The sequence below is a fragment of the Pantoea sp. ANP04 genome, from assembly GCF_041982285.1.
Taxonomy (GTDB): domain Bacteria; phylum Pseudomonadota; class Gammaproteobacteria; order Enterobacterales; family Enterobacteriaceae; genus Pantoea; species Pantoea eucalypti.
The window spans coordinates 116931-134408 of the sequence record NZ_JAUTYS010000014.1 but is presented as its reverse complement, the minus strand read 5'-3'; the positions used below and the strand labels follow the sequence as shown (position 1 = coordinate 134408).

At 54.8% G+C, this 17478-nt stretch carries 16 protein-coding genes and 2 pseudogenes; 4 read left to right on the top strand and 14 right to left on the bottom strand.

The window, feature by feature from the left end; all coding sequences use genetic code 11:
- Positions 1 to 248 precede the first annotated feature (248 nt).
- The 12 genes and pseudogenes from Q7C21_RS18275 to Q7C21_RS18220 all read right to left on the bottom strand — a co-directional run bounded on the left by Q7C21_RS18275 (position 249) and on the right by Q7C21_RS18220 (position 11557).
- Positions 249 to 1640 carry a VasL domain-containing protein gene (locus Q7C21_RS18275; RefSeq protein ID WP_003855577.1) on the bottom strand — a complete coding sequence of 464 codons (1392 nt, stop codon included), beginning with the start codon at positions 1638 to 1640 and terminating at the stop codon, positions 249 to 251.
- Between the two features lie 108 nt (positions 1641 to 1748).
- Complete coding sequence (locus tag Q7C21_RS18270) at positions 1749 to 2219, bottom strand: hypothetical protein (RefSeq protein WP_375151005.1); 471 nt, start codon at positions 2217 to 2219, stop codon at positions 1749 to 1751.
- A gap of 14 nt (positions 2220 to 2233) precedes the next feature.
- Positions 2234 to 2689 (bottom strand): type VI secretion system baseplate subunit TssE, encoded by a 456-nt coding sequence (gene tssE, locus Q7C21_RS18265; protein ID WP_003855573.1) that lies wholly within the window; start codon positions 2687 to 2689, stop codon positions 2234 to 2236.
- A complete protein-coding gene (tssJ, locus tag Q7C21_RS18260; RefSeq protein ID WP_003855571.1) occupies positions 2689 to 3234 on the bottom strand; it encodes a type VI secretion system lipoprotein TssJ in 546 nt (181 codons plus the stop codon). The genes tssE and tssJ overlap by 1 nt, the downstream gene beginning before the upstream one ends.
- Positions 3212 to 4296, bottom strand: a pseudogene (tssG, locus tag Q7C21_RS18255) (type VI secretion system baseplate subunit TssG). The gene tssJ and the pseudogene tssG overlap by 23 nt, the downstream one beginning before the upstream one ends.
- Complete coding sequence (locus Q7C21_RS18250; protein WP_375151007.1) at positions 4260 to 4385, bottom strand: hypothetical protein; 126 nt, start codon at positions 4383 to 4385, stop codon at positions 4260 to 4262. The pseudogene tssG and the gene Q7C21_RS18250 overlap by 37 nt, the downstream one beginning before the upstream one ends.
- Before the next feature lie 102 nt (positions 4386 to 4487).
- Positions 4488 to 5186, bottom strand: a pseudogene (tssK, locus tag Q7C21_RS18245) (type VI secretion system baseplate subunit TssK); the annotation flags it as partial.
- Positions 5187 to 5203: 17 nt separating this feature from the next.
- On the bottom strand, positions 5204 to 6751 hold the full coding sequence (tssC, locus tag Q7C21_RS18240) for a type VI secretion system contractile sheath large subunit (RefSeq protein WP_375151004.1): 1548 nt from the start codon (positions 6749 to 6751) through the stop codon (positions 5204 to 5206).
- 24 nt (positions 6752 to 6775) lie between these two features.
- Positions 6776 to 7276: a type VI secretion system contractile sheath small subunit gene (tssB, locus tag Q7C21_RS18235; RefSeq protein ID WP_375151003.1), complete on the bottom strand. Its 501-nt coding sequence runs from the start codon at positions 7274 to 7276 to the stop codon at positions 6776 to 6778.
- Positions 7277 to 8283: 1007 nt separating this feature from the next.
- Positions 8284 to 9453 carry a Gfo/Idh/MocA family protein gene (locus Q7C21_RS18230; protein WP_003855639.1) on the bottom strand — a complete coding sequence of 390 codons (1170 nt, stop codon included), beginning with the start codon at positions 9451 to 9453 and terminating at the stop codon, positions 8284 to 8286.
- Between the two features lie 10 nt (positions 9454 to 9463).
- Positions 9464 to 10381 (bottom strand): TIM barrel protein, encoded by a 918-nt coding sequence (locus tag Q7C21_RS18225; RefSeq protein WP_003855640.1) that lies wholly within the window; start codon positions 10379 to 10381, stop codon positions 9464 to 9466.
- Positions 10382 to 10531: 150 nt separating this feature from the next.
- Complete coding sequence (locus Q7C21_RS18220; RefSeq protein WP_039660629.1) at positions 10532 to 11557, bottom strand: LacI family DNA-binding transcriptional regulator; 1026 nt, start codon at positions 11555 to 11557, stop codon at positions 10532 to 10534.
- Between the two features lie 327 nt (positions 11558 to 11884).
- Here Q7C21_RS18220 and Q7C21_RS18215 point away from each other — a divergent pair, with 327 nt between their 5' ends.
- The 4 genes from Q7C21_RS18215 to Q7C21_RS18200 all read left to right on the top strand — a co-directional run bounded on the left by Q7C21_RS18215 (position 11885) and on the right by Q7C21_RS18200 (position 15210).
- Complete coding sequence (locus Q7C21_RS18215) at positions 11885 to 12928, top strand: Gfo/Idh/MocA family protein (RefSeq protein ID WP_375151002.1); 1044 nt, start codon at positions 11885 to 11887, stop codon at positions 12926 to 12928.
- 18 nt (positions 12929 to 12946) lie between these two features.
- Positions 12947 to 13825 carry a sugar phosphate isomerase/epimerase family protein gene (locus tag Q7C21_RS18210; protein ID WP_375151001.1) on the top strand — a complete coding sequence of 293 codons (879 nt, stop codon included), beginning with the start codon at positions 12947 to 12949 and terminating at the stop codon, positions 13823 to 13825.
- 217 nt (positions 13826 to 14042) lie between these two features.
- Positions 14043 to 14906: a glutathione-dependent disulfide-bond oxidoreductase gene (gene yghU / locus Q7C21_RS18205; RefSeq protein WP_003855644.1), complete on the top strand. Its 864-nt coding sequence runs from the start codon at positions 14043 to 14045 to the stop codon at positions 14904 to 14906.
- Between the two features lie 10 nt (positions 14907 to 14916).
- Complete coding sequence (locus Q7C21_RS18200; RefSeq protein WP_003855645.1) at positions 14917 to 15210, top strand: DUF1330 domain-containing protein; 294 nt, start codon at positions 14917 to 14919, stop codon at positions 15208 to 15210.
- 29 nt (positions 15211 to 15239) lie between these two features.
- Here Q7C21_RS18200 and Q7C21_RS18195 read toward each other — a convergent pair whose 3' ends face one another.
- Both Q7C21_RS18195 and Q7C21_RS18190 read right to left on the bottom strand, forming a co-directional pair.
- On the bottom strand, positions 15240 to 16334 hold the full coding sequence (locus Q7C21_RS18195; RefSeq protein WP_375151000.1) for a YncE family protein: 1095 nt from the start codon (positions 16332 to 16334) through the stop codon (positions 15240 to 15242).
- Between the two features lie 201 nt (positions 16335 to 16535).
- Positions 16536 to 17474 (bottom strand): LysR family transcriptional regulator, encoded by a 939-nt coding sequence (locus Q7C21_RS18190; RefSeq protein WP_375150999.1) that lies wholly within the window; start codon positions 17472 to 17474, stop codon positions 16536 to 16538.
- Positions 17475 to 17478 lie beyond the last annotated feature (4 nt).

Sequence of the window (17478 nt, the reverse complement as noted above, 5' to 3'; positions counted from 1 at the left end):
ATGCTCCCGGCATTTTTGTCCGGGTTCGGGCACCACAATTTAAAGAAACCCGCCTCTGGCGGGTTTTTTGCGTTCTGAAGCGCCAGATTCTACACCTCAGCAATACTTTTTATGCCACTCATCTTCGCTAAAGCCGATCCGCATTTCGTGCCTGACTCCGTTTGATGGTCAGTGATCTCTGGTGGTGGGTCAGATCGCCCGCCATATTTCTTTGGGTAAACGGATGAATTAACGAGTTTCTCCCGCGCTTACTCTTTAGCGGTCTGTTTAATTGCCGCATAGCGGGCTATCAATTGTTTCAGGTGCATCTCCAGTTGAACTCTGGCTGTGACAGGTAACGGTAAAACGGCAGGATTTGCGGACAACTCGCGCAGTTGCTCCTCAGCCGGTATGGATCGATTAAATGACTGCATTGAGGAAAAGACCACTGACTTCAGCTCACTCACCGTCATATATTTTCCCTTCTTCTCATCCAGCCCGTTTAGCCTGTCACTCAATTTCTGTAGCGTCGTCATCCCCTCATGCCAGCCATTCAGGCGATCTGTCGGAATTGCTGCAGCATTAAGCTGTTGCTGCCAGTGCAATGCCATAGATGTTGCCTGCTCTGGCCACAGTACCCTGGCCTGCTCAATCAACAGACGGCTATAGTCAATATTCCAGTCAGCAGGTAATTCATCCAGCCGGGCAAGCTGCTGCTGCGTCTGAGTGAGGAGTTCCTCGGGTAGTGGAGACTGCTGGCGTAATTGCGCCAGTTTGTCAGGCGCAAGAACTGCAGGTAATGGTGCCAGCGAGGCGGCAAGCTGAACCCTCAACGGGGAAGGCCGTTGAATAAGGTGCCAGCTCCACAATGCGGCAGCGCTTATCAGCAGCATGGTACACATCCCGGCCATAAAGGATTTCCACTGTTTCACCGGCGTGGGCACTGTCGCCAGCACATCCACATTCGGCTGCGGTTCCGGCTGCGCAACGTACACCCACTTCACTGTGCCGCCTGGCGTCTGGATATCTTCAGGCGAACCATCCGTAAGCTCTATGGTGGATGCGGCAGCCGCATTCGTCACGGAGGCTGGCAACACAATATCAGACTGATTTTTTAGCCCTGAACAGGTTGTATCATCACTGTTTTCCAGCCGGACAGCACTGTTGTGCAGCAGTGTTCGCAGGGTATCAAGCTGGCTCAGATGCTTAAGCTCCAGACGCTGTAATACTTCTCCCAGCCGGGTAAGTTTTTGCTCTGCATGATAAAGCTGGCTGAGGTCGCTGTAATTCAGCGGGATCATACGCATCAGTTGATGCAGACGCTGACTCAGACTGCTGAGAATTTCCATACGAGCATGGACAGGCTGAGGCCATAGCGCACCCCACTGGTGACTTATCAGGGCTTCCAGTATCGCCAGCCCTTCATTGAGACCGAATAATCCGGTTAGCTGCGTGCGGGCCAGCGTATACCAAGCCACTGTCTGTAGCTCCACTCCATTTTGTTCAAACAGCGAGAGGCAGAGTTTTTCGACATAATGCCAGTTAACATCAGGACGCGCCGGATGTGTCAGCTTACTCAGTTCATCGCGAAGGGCGGCGTAATCCGATAGCGTACGCGGATCGCCACCGGTTTTAATTTTACGTTGGGTGATGTCATTCATGACAGGTTGTCCATTTGACGGATCTGAAACAGTGGAAGAGGGTTTGTATAGGGAGTTGCGGATTCGCTTTCAGATTGTGTGATTCTGCAGAAATAGTGGTACTGACCGCTACGGCAGGAGCGCCAGAATCAGATTAAAAAACGTGCTTTCATCGAAATGCTGTACAGGCAGAGATAAAGCATCTGGCGACACAAAAGACCAGCCACCCAAATTACCTGACCGCATGCACAAACGCCCCAGGAACGTTATGCCGCCTGCTGCATGGAGCGTCACCTCCACACATCCGGTCACGCCCTGACCGTAAAGAAATAGCGGCATAAACTTTACGATCCTGTCGTCGTGACGCAGAACGATAGCAGAAATATCAAAAACCCCACTCTCCACCAGCAGGTCCGTCACGGATGTACTGAGCGTCTCTACCTTCAGTCCGGTATCCACCAGCCACACGTCGATCTGCTCCTGAAGCTGCGTCATTCGCAGGCGAAACTCCGCGATATCGGCCTGCGTTTTGCTGGTAAACGAGACAGGCGCGGGTTGTCTGGCCCGTAGTTTTTTGAGGAACTGCGATTTTACTGTCATGGTGTTGCCTGACCTTACATACGGGTTGCTGTGTCGAGATACTGCTGCTGTTTAAGATGGCGCAGGAGAACACGCCCTTCGGGCATAAACTCCGTGCCATATCGCACCAGTCCAACCCCTTTAAGTTCAGCGTCAATGGCATAGCGCAGTTCTCCGGGAATATTCTGCTGCTGAAGAACAACATCTATCTTTTTCAATCGGGGTTCATATTTGAGCAGCACGGCCGACAGCGTGCCCATCAGCTCATGGGCCGTTCCCGGCATCCCCTGCAGAATTCTGGTCATATCGGGCAGGCCGTAATCCGGCAGATGTGCAAGCGTGCCGGCACGGCAGTTAAGGATGCGCTGCATATTATCGAGTACTGACAGGATGAGCTGATTTTCCTCACTGACCTGGTTGAGACCAAGGCCACCGGTGAAATGGCCGGTGAGCATTTCATACAGCGAAGGTGTGTTATGTCCCTGGGTCATCAGCGGTCCTTAAACGGCAGTAGTGTCAGATGATTGTTACCCGCTTCCAGAATGCGCGGCTTATCGGGATCGAGGTCTTCACGCTGTAACACCCGCTTCCAGGTGTTGTTGTCAGTATCCGGGTGGCGGAACAATCCCACCACCGCCACAAACTGCGCGTCGGCCTCCATCGGCATATTCAGGCTGACATCACCGCCCGGCTTCACCACCACATCACGGCTGGCAAGCAGGTCGGCTTGCAGAATGGCCTCTCCCTCTTTCAGCAGCTGTTGGTAGACCGTTTTGTCAAAGTTATTGCGGTCTTTCAGCTGGTAAACCCGGACCACCACCGGTTCAGACAGCGAGTTACTTTCCCGTGAATCGGTGTTCAGCGCTTCACGTGCGGTGAAATCCAGATGCAGCACATTAATCTTTTTATAAAACAGAGCGTTAAATGCCGATTTGGTGCCCTCAGTGATGCCCTGCGTTACCCCGCAGCCCGTCAGACTGCATGCCAGCAGTGCAGGTAGCCAGCACGCGGGATTAATCAAATGTGTACGTAACATGTCGGTTTCCTTGTTGTGGTGTAGCGGGCTGCAGGCCGGTGTAATAGCCCAGTTCCGTGGTAAAAGTCTGCGGGATGTCGTCCGGCAGATTATCTCTCTCCACACCCAGTACGCCGTTCATACCCAACCAGAAAGGACCGTCGCCGAGCGGTGGAGCGGCCAGCAGATGAGTCCGGGTGGTCAGGGTGATTTTTGCCTTAAAACGCCAGCCAAGATAAACGCGCAGCATCACCAGAAAATCCTGATACAGCAGGCCATCCGGCTTCCAGCTTTGCGACTCCTGCTCATTATCTGTGGACAGAGCAATCAGCAACTGGCTGTTGGCATCCATCGCCTCTTCGCCAAGCGGCGTGTTACCGTCCAGCAGAAAATCGTTATCACCGTAAAACCCCAGAGGCTGACTGACCTCCACAGGCCGAAGACAGTAAGGACTGACCTGCACAGTGGTATCCGGGGCCAGCAAAGTCACCAGTCCCTGCATCCCCTCCTGGGTTTTACCGGGCTGTTGCAGCACACCCAGCAGCGCCAGAAAGCGGGAGACGGGTGTGGCAATATGGTTAGCGGTGCCGGGAATACCCAGCCCCACCAGACCCAGAAGCGACTGCGAAATGGTGTCGGTCCCGCCGGGCTCAAATGTGGCCGGGTAAGAATATTTACGCCAGATGCGGTAAAACTGCGTCAGGATGCGGTGGCTGAAGATATCCAGAAACCCCTGCAGCGCTTCATGCCCTTCAGGCGCTGAGTGATGTCATCAAGATAGGTGGTCGGCAAGGGGGAATCGACACCATACATCCCCATAAAGGTTGTTCGGATGAGCGGAGGCCTGCTGTCATCAGCCTCGTCATAGTCGACAGCTTTCAGTTCACTGACCGGAAACCCCATTCCCGGATGCGGTGCAAATCGCACCGGGTCATCCGCCGGATGATTGGTTGAGCCCATTAGCGGCCCGCCGGGATTACGCTTCTCCAGCAGCTGACATAAACGGTAAAAGTTAATGCGGTGAAGATCAGCTTCCAGTCGCGGGCTCAGCCGGGAATGCGGCGGTTGTGCTTTTCTTCCCATTGCAGGCGTTCTCCGGTCGGTTGCAGGATAATAATCAGGCGGTTAAACAGGTAGATATCGGTGTAGAGCGCGAAGAAGCGACTCAGCATCTCGCCAAATAAACAGATGTCCACACTGAATATCTGATCCGGCAGCGTGAAACCGCGCAGATCCAGCAGCGCCAGCGGCCCTTTTCCGAGTTGTGAACGCAACACCCACTGCAGAGTACGACCGTCCGGGGCCGTGAAACTCATCATCCACTGGCTGCGGTCAAGCTGCTGGCGCTTGCCCTGCTCCAGCCAGCGAATAAACCCCCAGGTTCCGCTGTAGTCACCGAAGAGACGTGCCCCGGCGTTGACCGTAGTCCAGGTCAGCATGGTTCCCGACTTGTAAGTGTCTCCCGGCCAGCGAAAGCTTTGCCAGTCAGCCATCTGGTTGAAATAGTACAGCTTTTGTCCATCAATGGTCAGTTGAGTTTCCACTACCTGAGGTGCCGGACGTGCCTGAAGTTCGAAGCTGATATCCCGCCAGCACTGGCGGTAGCGCACCGGACGCTCGGCCACCTCATCAGGTTTAAGGCAGTTACCGCCATTCGCGCGCATCAGCGGAAGAGCCAGAACGACCACCACGTCCTGTGATTCATCCTCAAGTGCCAGTACCGGTGGCAGATCGTCAGCATTATCCGTGTCGATAAGCGTGCCGTCCGGGAACCGAAGGTGCAGATGGCGGGCCTGCAGTCGGCCCAGCCTCAGCGTTTCTGATTCAAAAGCGACATTTATCACGCCCCAGGGGTGTGATAACCCCATTCGGGCGATACCTTCGGCAGACCAGGCCGCATACGCGACCTGTTGCTGGAAGTGCTGGGGAGAGACCATCACGCCTCTTCCCCATAACGGCTGTTCCGTTCTCATTGGCTTCCTGCCTTAGCTTACGATTTTGCCTTCGGCATCCGGGAAACCAGTGACAGGTTGACGTCCATCCCTTCCACCTGAAAATGCGGCACCGCATACAGCTTCACGCGGAAGAAGCCCGGGTTATCCTCAATGTCTTCCACCACCACTTTCGCATCGCGCAGCGGGTGTGAGGCCTGCAGCTCGTCGCCCGGATCGGTCATCTCCGTGACCAGACTGCGAACCCAGGTATTGAGCTCCAGCTCCAGCAGCCGGCGGTCTTTGGTGGTGCCGATGTTTTCGCGCTGGATCAGCTTCAGGTAGTGGGCAATACGCGACAGCAGGAAGATGTACGGCAGACGGGCATTGATGCGGCTGTTGGCCGTCGCATCGGCGGTGTCATACAGGGCCGGCTTCTGCGTGGAGTTTGCCGAGAAGAAGCAGGAGTAATCGCGGTTCTTATAGTAAGAGAGCGGAATGAAGCCCAGGTTTGCGAACTCAAATTCGCGGGTTTCCGGGATCATCACCTCTGACGGGATCTTCACCTGATTACCCGTACCCAGATCGTACAGATGAATCGGCAGGTCCTGAACGGCGCCCCCGGCCTGCGGGCCACGGATCTGCACACACCAGCCGTTGCTGATGAAGCTGCGCACCATGTTGGACGCAAAGGCAAACGCGGCGCTGGTCCACAGGTATTTGTCGTGATCCGGGCCTTTCACTTCCTCCACGTAGCTGAAGCTGCGCACCGGCACGGTGTCCGGGCCGTACGGCAGCCGGCCCAGCACGCGCGGCATCACCAGACCGATGTAGCGGGCATCGTCCGTCTCGCGGAACGATTTCCACTTGATGTATTCGGCGCGGTCAAAGTAGTTGCCGATGTCCCTGATGGACGCCACCTCCTCCATGCTCTCTTTCAGGAAGAATTTCGGGCCGGCAGAGCCGATAAACGGCATGTGCGCGGCGGCAGACACTTTGGAAATACTGCGCAGCAGGGCGACATCCTGCGCAGACGCATCAAATTCGTAAGCGGAAATCAGCGCGGCAACCGGCTCCCCGCCCGGCGTGTCATACTCATCGATATAGGTGTGTTTATAGAGGCCGCTCTGGATGATTTCCGGGCTGTCTTCGAAGTCCTGACGCAGGTCTTCTTTGGACATATCCAGCAGCTCAATCTTCACGTTCTGGCGAAAATCGGTTTTGTCGACAAGGGATTTGACGCCGCGCCACAGGCGCTCTGTTGCCTGAAAGGCCTCATGGTGCATGACGGCGTCAAGCTGGCGGCTAATCTGCCAGTCCAGCTCCGCGATATGGTGGTCAATCAGGTGTTTGTCGAGTTTTTCAACCTTTGAGCCCGCCTTGGTCAGGCACTCCAGAAAAACCTGCATGCCCGCCGTCAGCCGCTCGTCCGCCGTGGCCTCCGACATCGCCTGCGCGTCCTGCCAGGTGTCCAGCGCACTCAGCGCGGCGACCGGCGTCAGATTGATTTTTTCAAACAGCGAGGCATAAATCCCGCCGGCTGCAGGACGTTCCTGCACCACACCTTCGCCAGCCGCGGCACTGCCGTTTTGTACAGACATCAGCATCTTCCTTATTAATCCGTTAAATCGTTATGGCTGTTCAGGGGCCAGGGCTGAAAGTTCGGCTCTGAGCTCTGCGCTTAGCGTCGGGTCGAGCAGGATGTTTTCCAGTGCTTTGCGGAACGTCTGGTTGTCCAGCAGGTTCGCCTTTAAATCACGCAGTAAACTTCGCATGGAAAGCATGGCTTTCAGCTGGGGAATCTGGCGGGAGACCTGCTCCGGGGTGAAATCCTTCATGCTACGGAAGGTCAGGCTGATGTTGTCTTCGCTGCCGTCACCGGCCAGCGTGTTTTTAACCGTCAGGTTTACTTTCGGGGAATATTCAGAAAGCACGGCGTCAAAGTTATTTTTATTCAGGTTAATTTTTTTGCGCTCGGACAGGGACGCAGACGCCTGACCGTTACTGAAGTCGCCCGCCACCAGTAATTTCAGCGGGAGCTCGGTTTTTTTGCCTGCGCCTCCCGTGTGCAAATCAAGTTTTAAATTAATGCGCGCTTTGGGTATTTCGGACTGAAAGGAAGAGTCAGACATGGTTGTCCCTGTTCTATGAATTGACAGAAGCGGTCAGTGCCAGTGAGAAATAAACGGAAAAGTAAGACCCGGCCAGAACAGCTTCACGTTTCACGTCATCCGACGTAAATCAGAAATCCGGAATTAAAAGCGGGCGTATTCCCTTCACCAGCATGTCGACACGGTATTTCTGAGTCATTTGTCTGAAATGAAAAAATTCAGATAAAACCCAGTAGACGGAGTGTAGGAACGTTGAATGCCTGAGCGTAAACGGAAATATGTAACAGAATATTACCGATGCTGATTTTAACAAGCCCGAATCATCATGATGATTTATAAGAATTTTCCTGCGAATCCCGATAAGGTCTTACAGAATAAGGGTGTGCAGTAAGCGGCTGATTTACATTAATCACTAAGCAGTACGATTTTCCATCAGTTGCGCGAAATATCTGATTTATGGCTTTATTCAATAAACGGGAAGCAGGAGAAGATAAATATTTAAAAAAACAAACAGCATTTACTGTGTTTCAATAAAAATTAATCGCTTGGTTAAATCGGTGTTATTTATTTTGCTGAACTAAAATGACAACGCTGGTTAACAGATTGTTTCCGGAATAGTGAAATGACGCGTGCAATGACACGATATGAATGAGGGGGAAATAGAAATCACGTCTGCGACCTGCACATGTTAGCCGCTGCTGAATAAACATGAGCAGGAACAACAATCGTTCGGATGCAGACAGAGTGAGTCAGACAATGATGAGATGTGCAGCGTTTAACAGAATTATTTAATGCTCCGGCGGTCATGCGTCCAGGTACTATATCTCTGCACAGGTAATCGGATTTCTGGAACTCCTCATGCTCTGCTGCTTACTTTTCCTGTCAGTCATCGTTCCGGGCTTTAAGTAAATTAACCGGCCAATACGGGCTGTCTGGCCCGGATCCAACCGGTTTATGCTCAGTCACAGGAGATAGCGCTTAACTTTATACCGCAGCCGTAAAGTCTGCTCGCTCACGTTATATTCGCTTCAGCACGCCACCCACACCGCTCCGGCATCCGCTGATTTCACGCATTGCGCCACCCAGCGCACGCCCGCTAATCCGGCATGCACATCGGGATACCAGAAATCCTCAAGGAAGGCAGAGTCGTGGCGATCGGTCGCATCCATAGCCAGTGCGAAGCGGCGATAAAGATTCGACCAGGCTTCAAATAATCCCTCGGAGTGCCCTCCGCCAATGCGGTCCTCTTCCAGCGCGCGCGGGCTGAGATAGCCCATGCCGCGCTCCAGAATCCGCACGGGTTCGCCCTGCACTTCGTATCGCAGCTGGTTTGGCTGCTCATCCCACCACTCCAGACTGGCTTTCGATCCAACCACGCGGATCTTCTGCCCATGCATCGATCCGGCATTTACCGCCGACGCCCAGAGCGTGCCGACCGCGCCGTTGTCATACTCCATCATCACAAAGGCGTTATCCTCCAGTGGTGCACGCGACGTGACAAAGCTCTGGCGGGAACAGAGCAGACGCGTCACTTTTAACTGCGGCAACATCGTTTCAGCGATAAATAGCGGATGCGTCGCCAGATCGCCTAACACGTAACTCGGGCCAACAAAACGCGGATCGACCCGCCAGCGGGTGCTTTCACTCTGTAGCTCCACCGCTTCATTATGGAAGCCATGAGCAAACTGCATATTCACGATGCGGATCTCTCCCAGGGCCCCTTCGGCAATCATCTCTCTGGCCTGATGAACCAACTGATGCCCGGCATAACCATAAGTGACGCCAATAATTTTCTGCTTCTCACGACTTAGCTGCTCCAGCTCATCGGCCTCTTCGACCGTAAAACAGAGCGGCTTCTCGCATACAACATGTAGCCCGGCATTGAGTGCCGCCCGACAGATGGCGAAATGGGTATTGTTAGGTGTGGCGATCGACACCGCTTCTATGCCATCTTCGCGCCCTGCTTCCCCGGCGAACAGGCTGGCATAATCAGGATAACAGCGTTCAGGTGCCACACCCAGCGCCTGACCGAACTCGCGCCCACGTACCGCATCAAGATCAAACGCGCCCGCCAGCAGCACAAAGTTACCGTCACGCTGTGCCGCCGAACGATGGATATAACCAATCTGACTGGTGCCGCCGCCACCGATCATGCCCCAGCGAAGTGAGCGATTAGCCGCTTTTTTACCGTTAATCATGCTGTTGTCCTCAGAATCCGGTTGATCGGAGATAGTCCAGGCTGGCTTTAACATCCCGCAGGCTGGTGTCGGCATGGCGCGGATCACGCTCCTGTTCGATGGTGATCCAGCCCTGATAATTACGCTCAGTCAGCAGCCTACGCACCGCCGGATAGTCGATTGCGCCCTGCCCGAGCGGACACATCACGCCCTGTGCGCAGGCGGTGAAAAAGTCGAGTCCGCGAGAGCGCGCGTCACGCCAGATCTGCTGATTGACGTCTTTAAAATGAAGGTAATCGATGCGCGACCAGTACTGTTCCAGCGACGCCACCGGATCCATGCCGGCGTAATAGAGATGGCCCGTATCCAGGCATAAACCAGCGACCTCATGCGGAATGTCAGAGACCAGCTGCGCCAGCTCATCGGCAAACTCTATGCAGCCACCCGCATGCGGATGGATCACTGGCCGCACGCCATACTCCTGCCAGGCAATCTCGCTCAGAATAGTGATGTGCTGCATCATGCACTGCCAGTCATCCGCGGAAAGGCGTGGCGCTTTTTCTGACTGACCCGCATATTTCGCCCGCTCCGGATTGCCGAAGTCGATGATCACCAGATAAGGCGCGCTGGCTCCAGGTGTTCTGGCGGCTGTCGGCACGCTGGCGAGCGTGCGACACAAATTGTGAGTCAGCGTCACCAGCGCCGGAAAATGCGCCTCACTGACTAAATCATCAAAAATCGTCCCCGCCACCAGCGAAAGCGAGTGGGCATTAAGCTGCCGGGTCAGCTCATCGGCATTCACTGGCAGATAACCCCAGGGGCCGAGTTCGATGCTGGGGTAGCCAGCCTGCGCGGCCTCGGTCAGGACTTTGTGAAACGGCGGTAGCCAGGGATTAGCGGGATCATCCACGCCCCAGCTACAGGGCGCATTAGCAATATGAAAGGTCATGATATCTGCCTGTGCAGTGAGAACTGCGGGCAGTATCAAATAAAAATTTCATCCTGGACAACAATGAAAGTTTCATTTTTTGATAGAGATCGCGTTTAAAAATTGCGATAAATGATAGATTACTATCAAATATAGGCTAACCTGCTCTTTTTACAGGTTTTCACGCGTCACGATCTCAAACGGAACGGTGACCTGCGCAAAATGGTCGTGCTGCTCCGATCGGCTGTGGAGACAGGTATGTATGACCGCCTCTGCCATGGCATCAAGGCGATGACGCAGCATCAGCGTGATGGTGCCGTCAATCAGCGCCAGTTCATCACCCGGCAGCGGACCGTGGCACAGCAGATCGATCTCCCGGCGCCCGCTCTCACGCAGCGCCCGCACCACACCCTCTATGCCGCCGCAGGGCGCATAAATCATCACCAGATCATCATGGGTCTCCAGCAATTGGCGGGTTGCCTGATAGCCACCCTCTGACGACTCATAAGTCTTTAACGGTTCCAGTACCCGCTGACTGATGCCCGACTCACGCAGATAGGAGCGAAAACTGATCTCGCTGCTCTCCTGGCAGGTAAAGCGGTGATCGCCCAGCAGTACTCCGACGCATCCCGGCTTACGCAGCAGATGCTGCGCCATCCATGCGGCAGTGCGCCCCGCTTTTTGATTATCAATGCCGATAAACCCCGCATGCTCACAGGGCGAGAAATCGGAGAACAGCGCGTAGACTCGTACACCCAGTCGTGACACATCCTGAATGGCGTGACGAATCAGCGGATGGTCCAGCGCCACCAGCGCAATCACATCGCTGCGCTGAGCCAGCTGACGCAGCGACTGCGCCACCGCGTCCACTTCGTGAATGTCATGCCAGCAGAATTCAGGTTCGCGGCCCTGTGGCTGCTGCATCTTAAGCTGCTGATTCAGCGCTTCGCCCAGTTGCTGATAAAATGAATAGCGGGCAGGCAGCAGGATAAAGCTCACGCGCAGTGGAGCCTCAGCCAGCGTCGGGATGGCCTGACTGTGTGCCTGCGTCAGGCGATAACCCAGCTCGCGCGCCGCCGCCAGCACCTTCTGCTCAGTCACGCTGCGAACCGGCGCACGGCGGTTCAGCACCCGGTCTACCGTCGCCACACCCACGCCCGCCGCCTGCGCGATCGCGGTCATCGTCACTTTAGACATTATCCTTCTCCCTGCTGCTATCGGTAGCGTTAGCTGACGGCTACGCTTTTAGATTCTGTTAAATAAGCCATCAACACTTTATCGTTACACGGCCATTTCCTCTCATTTTTTTGATAGAAAATCAGTGCTAACCTTGATCACCCTCGCAAAATGAAACATTCATTTCTTTCTGCATTCTCTTCAAAACATCTATTTGCTAAAACGGATAAAAATCCCACACCGATTCGGTTGATGGGATCACATCATTAAAAGGTTAGAGCGACGACGGCGGGCTTTCTATAGTGGAGTCCTGAGCACCACCTGCCCGTACGTAAAAAAGGAAAAGCTATGTTCCCTTCAACGCTTCCGGCTCCACGCATAACGGATGCCAGCCAGGTTCCGCGTCTGCGCTGGGGCATTATCGGGCCGGGCTGGATAGCCGATCATTTTGCCCATGCGCTGCGTCGGCATACCCGGCAGCAGATCACGGCAGTCGCCGCACGTGACCCGGTAAAAGCACAGGCCTTTGCTGACAAATGGGCAATCGGCCATGCCACAGGCAGCCTGGATGCGCTGCTGGCGCGGGAGGATGTTGATGCGGTCTATATCGCTACGCCTCACAACCACCATTTCCCCGACGGTCTGCGCGCGATTGCCGCCGGAAAGTCTCTGCTGATTGAAAAGCCGCTGGCGCTGAATGCGCAGAAGGCAACGCAGCTTAAACAGGCCGCCGCTGCCGCGAACCTGCTCTGCATGGAGGCGATGTGGTGCAACTTCACGCCGAAGTATGACGTCATCCGTCAGTTGCTGGAGGATGGCGTACCCGGTGAGGTCCACACCCTGATAGCCGATCATGGTGAGTTTTTCACGCCGGATCATCGCATTTTCAATGCCGATCTGGCGGGCGGCCCAATGCTTGACCTCGGCAGTTATCTGGTGGCGCTGAGTGTGTTTGTGGGCGGCGGTGCGCCTGACACGATCGTCGCCCGTGGTCAGCCCGTCCCGAATGGCCGCGTTAACGGTCAGACGTCGATGCTGTTTACCCATCGGCACGGCATGCAATCGTTGCTGAATACCACGCTGTTCAGCAACACGCCAGGCTGTGCGGTGATCGCCGGTCGCGACGCCACGCTGGAGCTGGCGGGCCAGTTCTATGCGCCTGGTGACTTTACCCTGACCTCCAGCGACCGGCGTCACCGCCTGCAATGGCAGGAACCCACTAATCGGTATGAACAGCTCAGCCATGAAATTAACCACTTCGCCTGGTGTATCGGCCAGAACCTGACCGACTCCCCTGTCCATTCGCTTGACCAGGCGATTATCACCCTGGCTGCGATGGACAACGTCAGGCAGCAGATTGGCATCACCTTCAATGAAGAACAGCAACTTTAATGTGCCCGGAGCAGAAAGATGAAAATCGCTTTTGATGTGGATGTAATCAAACATTTAGGCATCACCCGTATGGTTCATCAGGTGGCCGACTGGGGATATAAATATATCGAACAGTCGCCACATCCGCAGATCAACCCGTTTTATAAACATCCTAAAGCCAGCCGTGAAATCATCACCGAGTACAAAAATGCGTTAAGCGCCACCGGGCTGGAGATCTCCTCGTTTATCGTTGTTTACCGCTGGTCAGGTCCGGATGAACTGCGCCGTCAGGCAGCGGTGAAGAACTGGAAACGGATGATTGAGATTGCGGTTGAGATGGGTGTGCAGGTGATTAACACCGAACTCTCCGGCACCCCTAACGAACCGGAAATCTGTGAAGAGATGTTCTATCGCTCAATGGAAGAGCTGTTGCCGATCATCGAACGTGAAGGCATCCGCGTCGAAATTCAGGCGCATCCGTGGGATTTCTGCGAAGAGAACAACGAAACCGTGGATATCGTGAAGTCGTTCCGCAGCGATAACGTAAAGTATATCTACAGCGCGCCACACACTTTCTTCTATGACAAAGGCAAAGGGGATGTGAAACCGATGCTGGAGTACGCGGGTGACGATCTGTCGCACATGCTGATCGCCGATACCATGAACCATACAAAACACTGTCGCTATATCGTTAACCCGCCAGGCGTGGATGCCACCATCCACCAGCATGTTGGCGTGGGCGAAGGCGAAGTGGACTTCGATACCCTGTTCAAAACGCTGCGCGACACCGGCTTTGCTACCCGCACCCATAAAGTCGGCGGTGAACCGATCATCGCAGCGTCTCTGTTTGGCTATCCGGAAAAGATGAAAGTTCAGGCGATTGAAACCCGCGAACTGATTGAGCGCGAACTGCTGTAACCGACCTGCCGTGCAGTCATGGCTGGCTGCACGGTAATGTCTGTTCAGGACAACAAACGCCCCGCCTGACACACTTTTATTCACTTTTCTCTGATGCCGCGACCCGCCTGAGCTCGCCCCGTTTTAGTACACCCTCGCACAGCCAGCAGAGTTAAACCCCCTTTGCAGCACCTGCTACACTCCAGACCAATACCACACCATAAGGCGAACTTTCATTATGTCGGAAAATGCATATCAGCCCGCAAAAGTCTGGACCTGGGACCCTGAAGCCAAAGGTAACGGCGCGAAAACTAATCGTCCGTTTGCAGGTCCCACCCATGAAAAAGCGTTGCCGGTCGGTAAACATCCTTTACAGCTCTATTCGCTCGGCACGCCTAACGGCCAGAAAGTCACCATCCTGCTGGAAGAGCTGCTGGCACTTAACGTCAACGATGCTGAATATGATGCCTGGCTGATCCGTATCGGCGAAGGTGATCAGTTCTCCAGCGGTTTTGTCGATGTGAACCCGAACTCGAAAATCCCTGCGCTGAGCGACCACTCCGCAACGCCGCCGATTCGGGTATTTGAATCCGGCAATATTCTGCTCTATCTGGCGGAAAAGTTTGGCTACTTCCTGCCGAAAGATATCGCTGGCCGTACTGAAACCCTGAACTGGCTGTTCTGGCTGCAGGGCTCAGCGCCTTATCTCGGCGGCGGTTTCGGTCATTTCTATCACTACGCGCCAGAAAAAATTGAGTACGCCATCAACCGCTTCACACTGGAAGCGAAGCGTCAGTTTGATGTGCTGGATCGTCGGCTGGCTGATAACCGCTATCTGGCGGGTGATGACTACACCATCGCTGACATCGCCACCTGGCCGTGGTACGGCAACATGGTGCTGAATGACCAGTATGGCGCAGCCGAATTCCTGGATGTGCAGTCCTATAAAAATGTGGTGCGCTGGGCGAAAGAGATCGCACAGCGTCCTGCCGTTATTCGTGGCCGCAAGGTCAACCGCGTCATGGGCGACCCGGCCGATCAGCTGCATGAGCGTCATGATGCGGCTGACTTCGATACCAAAACCCAGGATAAAAAAGCGTAAGGAGAGACCTGTGAGTGCATACGTTGTATTTATTCGTGATAACACCCTGAACCAGGACGAAATGGCGATCTACGCCGAGAAAGCGGGCCAGGCGCGCGGCGATCATCAGATCAACCCTCTCGCCTTTTATGGCGAGCTGGAAACGCTGGAAGGTCAGGAAGCAGAAGGTGTGGTAATTCTGGAATTCGCGAGCCGTGAAGAAGCACATGCATGGTATGACAGCCCGGAATATCAGGCTGCCAAAGCGCACCGTCTGAAAGGCGCGAACTATCGCGTGGTGCTGGTCGAGGGTGTGGCTAAGTAAGATTTCAGGCGGCAGCGATGCCGCCTTTTTTATTGCAGCGTGATACGCGCCACGCCATCCAGAAGCTGATGGCTGTGGTCGTCATTGAAGCCCTGCTTCAGGGTCACATACAGTGTCTGGCCGTCCGGTGAGACCAGCAGGCTTTCTGGATGCCCCTCAAACGACCAGCTGTTTTTCACTTCATACGTGGTGCCATCCAGCTGCAGCACCTTCTTCGATTCGCGCTGGCTGATATAAATCTCATTGCGCTTACCGTTAAACTTAACCCCCACTGAATCGCCTGGATCAAGGCGCTGAATCACCTTGCCGCTGCGCTCATCAAACACCAGGGTATTTTTCTCTTTGGCGTTATCCGTGACAAACAGGCGACCGGTTGCCGGATCTTCTGCCATATTCAGGAACTGAGTGTCCTGTCCATCACCTGCCGTCATGCGCTGCTCGATTTTGTGATTGCGCGGATTGATCACCAGGATTTCACCGCTGCCGTTCGCCGCATAAATGCGATCGCTGACTGGCGAGAAGATAATGCCTGTGACACCTTTGCCAGCATTTTTAATCCGGGCTTTCAGCGTCAGGGTTTTCGCATCAACGACCCAGATCACGCCAGGTTCGTCTGCGCCGCCGACATAGAGCAGCCCGTCATGCAGAAAGATCTCGCGGGTTTTCACCGGCGATCCATTCTCATTCTTCTCGTCAAACATCAGGCGCTTCAGCACGTTGCCGGTATCGGGATCGATCTTAGCCATGCCACCATCCACTGATTGGGTGGTGTAAAGCGCGCTGCCATCCTGTCCACTGCTCAGACCCGCATTTTTCAGATCGTAATGCCCCGCCCCGGTGCTTTGCAGTGTGGTGCCATCAAGACGATAGATCATGCCGCCACTGATATCCTTGCCCTCGGGCGCACTGGCCACATAGAGCGTATTTTTGGCGGGCAGATACGCCATCTCATATAATCCGTCGCCCAGCTCGCGCTGAATCAGATTGTCGGGGCTGGAGGGCTGCATCACCATCAGCGCATTGCCATCCACTTTTTTCGCTCTCATCTGGCACGCCGTCAGGCTGAAGGTGGTGACTATCGCCAGTGCGAGTGCCGCTTTACGCGAGCTGAACAACGCTTTCATAGTTAACTCCCCTATCCATCTGCTGCTCCCGGCAGGCCGCAACACAGCGGGCAGGCAGGGAAGAAAAAGAATGAGAATCATACGCATCACTAAAAAGGGTGTAAACGCAACGGCACCCTGAAGCAACCGAATCAGCTTAATGCGGTATATTTATTGTCCACAGGCGCTTTTCTGTGCCCGTCAATCAATTTATAACCTCGACTAATCAACAACCTGAAGATTATTCTGCAAAAACGCCACAAACGCGGTAATACGAGCCGGAAGCTGGCGTTGCGCCTGCCAGACCGCAAAGATATCACCATCAGGTGCCTGCCAGTCCGGTAGCACCGGCAACAATTCGCCCGCAGCCAGGCTGTGTTGCGCATCCCACCAGGAACGCAGCAGAATGCCATGTCCATCCATCGCCAGCCGCATCGCTACTTCACCATCGTTGGTGATCAGGCTGCCGCGCACTTTCTGGCTGATGCTCTGTTCACCGCAGGTCAGCCGCCACAGGGTAAAATCGCTGTCGTGCTGACGCAGTAAAATGCAGTTGTGCTGCGCCAGATCGCGCACAGTGGCAGGCAGGCCGTGCCGGGCAGCATAGGTGGGCGAACAGCAGAGGATACGCGGATTGGTTCGCAGCTTACGTGCCACCAGCCGCGAGTCAGGCGGCTCCCCAACGCGGATATCGATATCCATGTGCGCATCAAGAAAATTTAGCGGCTGGCTGCTGAGTTGTAACGACAGTGAGAGCTGCGGATGCAGCGCGGCAAAAGCCGAGACGCAGGGCGCGATATGGCGACGGCCAAAACCAAAGGAGGCGTTGATGTTGAGGGTGCCGCGCAGCTGGGCTGTTTCACCGCTGACCGCCTCTTCCAGCGCCGCAAGCTGATCCAGCAGCGGACGCGCGCCCGCCTGATAACGGCGGCCTTCCGGCGTCAGTTCCAGCCGGCGTGTGGTGCGGCGCAGCAATTGCACACCAAGGCGCTGCTCCAGCTGGCTCAGACGTTTGCTTACCGCTGCCAGTGACAGGCCCAGTTCGCGCGCCGCCGCAGTCAGACTATCCAGCGCGGCCAGGCGAACAAAGAAGGCTAAGTCATCAGTGGAGGTGCGGGATTCTCTACTTTGATTCAACAATGGATTGCCTTTCAGGCTCATTATT

What these genes read in the sequence shown, in the direction of transcription:
- Q7C21_RS18275 (WP_003855577.1), bottom strand. Translation starts at nt 1,640, where the DNA reads ATGAATGACATCACCCAACGTAAAATTAAAACCGGTGGCGATCCGCGT.
- Q7C21_RS18270 (WP_375151005.1), bottom strand. Translation starts at nt 2,219, where the DNA reads ATGACAGTAAAATCGCAGTTCCTCAAAAAACTACGGGCCAGACAACCC.
- tssE (WP_003855573.1), bottom strand. Translation starts at nt 2,689, where the DNA reads ATGACCCAGGGACATAACACACCTTCGCTGTATGAAATGCTCACCGGC.
- tssJ (WP_003855571.1), bottom strand. Translation starts at nt 3,234, where the DNA reads ATGTTACGTACACATTTGATTAATCCCGCGTGCTGGCTACCTGCACTG.
- Q7C21_RS18250 (WP_375151007.1), bottom strand. Translation starts at nt 4,385, where the DNA reads ATGCTGAGTCGCTTCTTCGCGCTCTACACCGATATCTACCTGTTTAAC.
- tssC (WP_375151004.1), bottom strand. Translation starts at nt 6,751, where the DNA reads ATGCTGATGTCTGTACAAAACGGCAGTGCCGCGGCTGGCGAAGGTGTG.
- tssB (WP_375151003.1), bottom strand. Translation starts at nt 7,276, where the DNA reads ATGTCTGACTCTTCCTTTCAGTCCGAAATACCCAAAGCGCGCATTAAT.
- Q7C21_RS18230 (WP_003855639.1), bottom strand. Translation starts at nt 9,453, where the DNA reads ATGATTAACGGTAAAAAAGCGGCTAATCGCTCACTTCGCTGGGGCATG.
- Q7C21_RS18225 (WP_003855640.1), bottom strand. Translation starts at nt 10,381, where the DNA reads ATGACCTTTCATATTGCTAATGCGCCCTGTAGCTGGGGCGTGGATGAT.
- Q7C21_RS18220 (WP_039660629.1), bottom strand. Translation starts at nt 11,557, where the DNA reads ATGTCTAAAGTGACGATGACCGCGATCGCGCAGGCGGCGGGCGTGGGT.
- Q7C21_RS18215 (WP_375151002.1), top strand. Translation starts at nt 11,885, where the DNA reads ATGTTCCCTTCAACGCTTCCGGCTCCACGCATAACGGATGCCAGCCAG.
- Q7C21_RS18210 (WP_375151001.1), top strand. Translation starts at nt 12,947, where the DNA reads ATGAAAATCGCTTTTGATGTGGATGTAATCAAACATTTAGGCATCACC.
- yghU (WP_003855644.1), top strand. Translation starts at nt 14,043, where the DNA reads ATGTCGGAAAATGCATATCAGCCCGCAAAAGTCTGGACCTGGGACCCT.
- Q7C21_RS18195 (WP_375151000.1), bottom strand. Translation starts at nt 16,334, where the DNA reads ATGAAAGCGTTGTTCAGCTCGCGTAAAGCGGCACTCGCACTGGCGATA.
- Q7C21_RS18190 (WP_375150999.1), bottom strand. Translation starts at nt 17,474, where the DNA reads ATGAGCCTGAAAGGCAATCCATTGTTGAATCAAAGTAGAGAATCCCGC.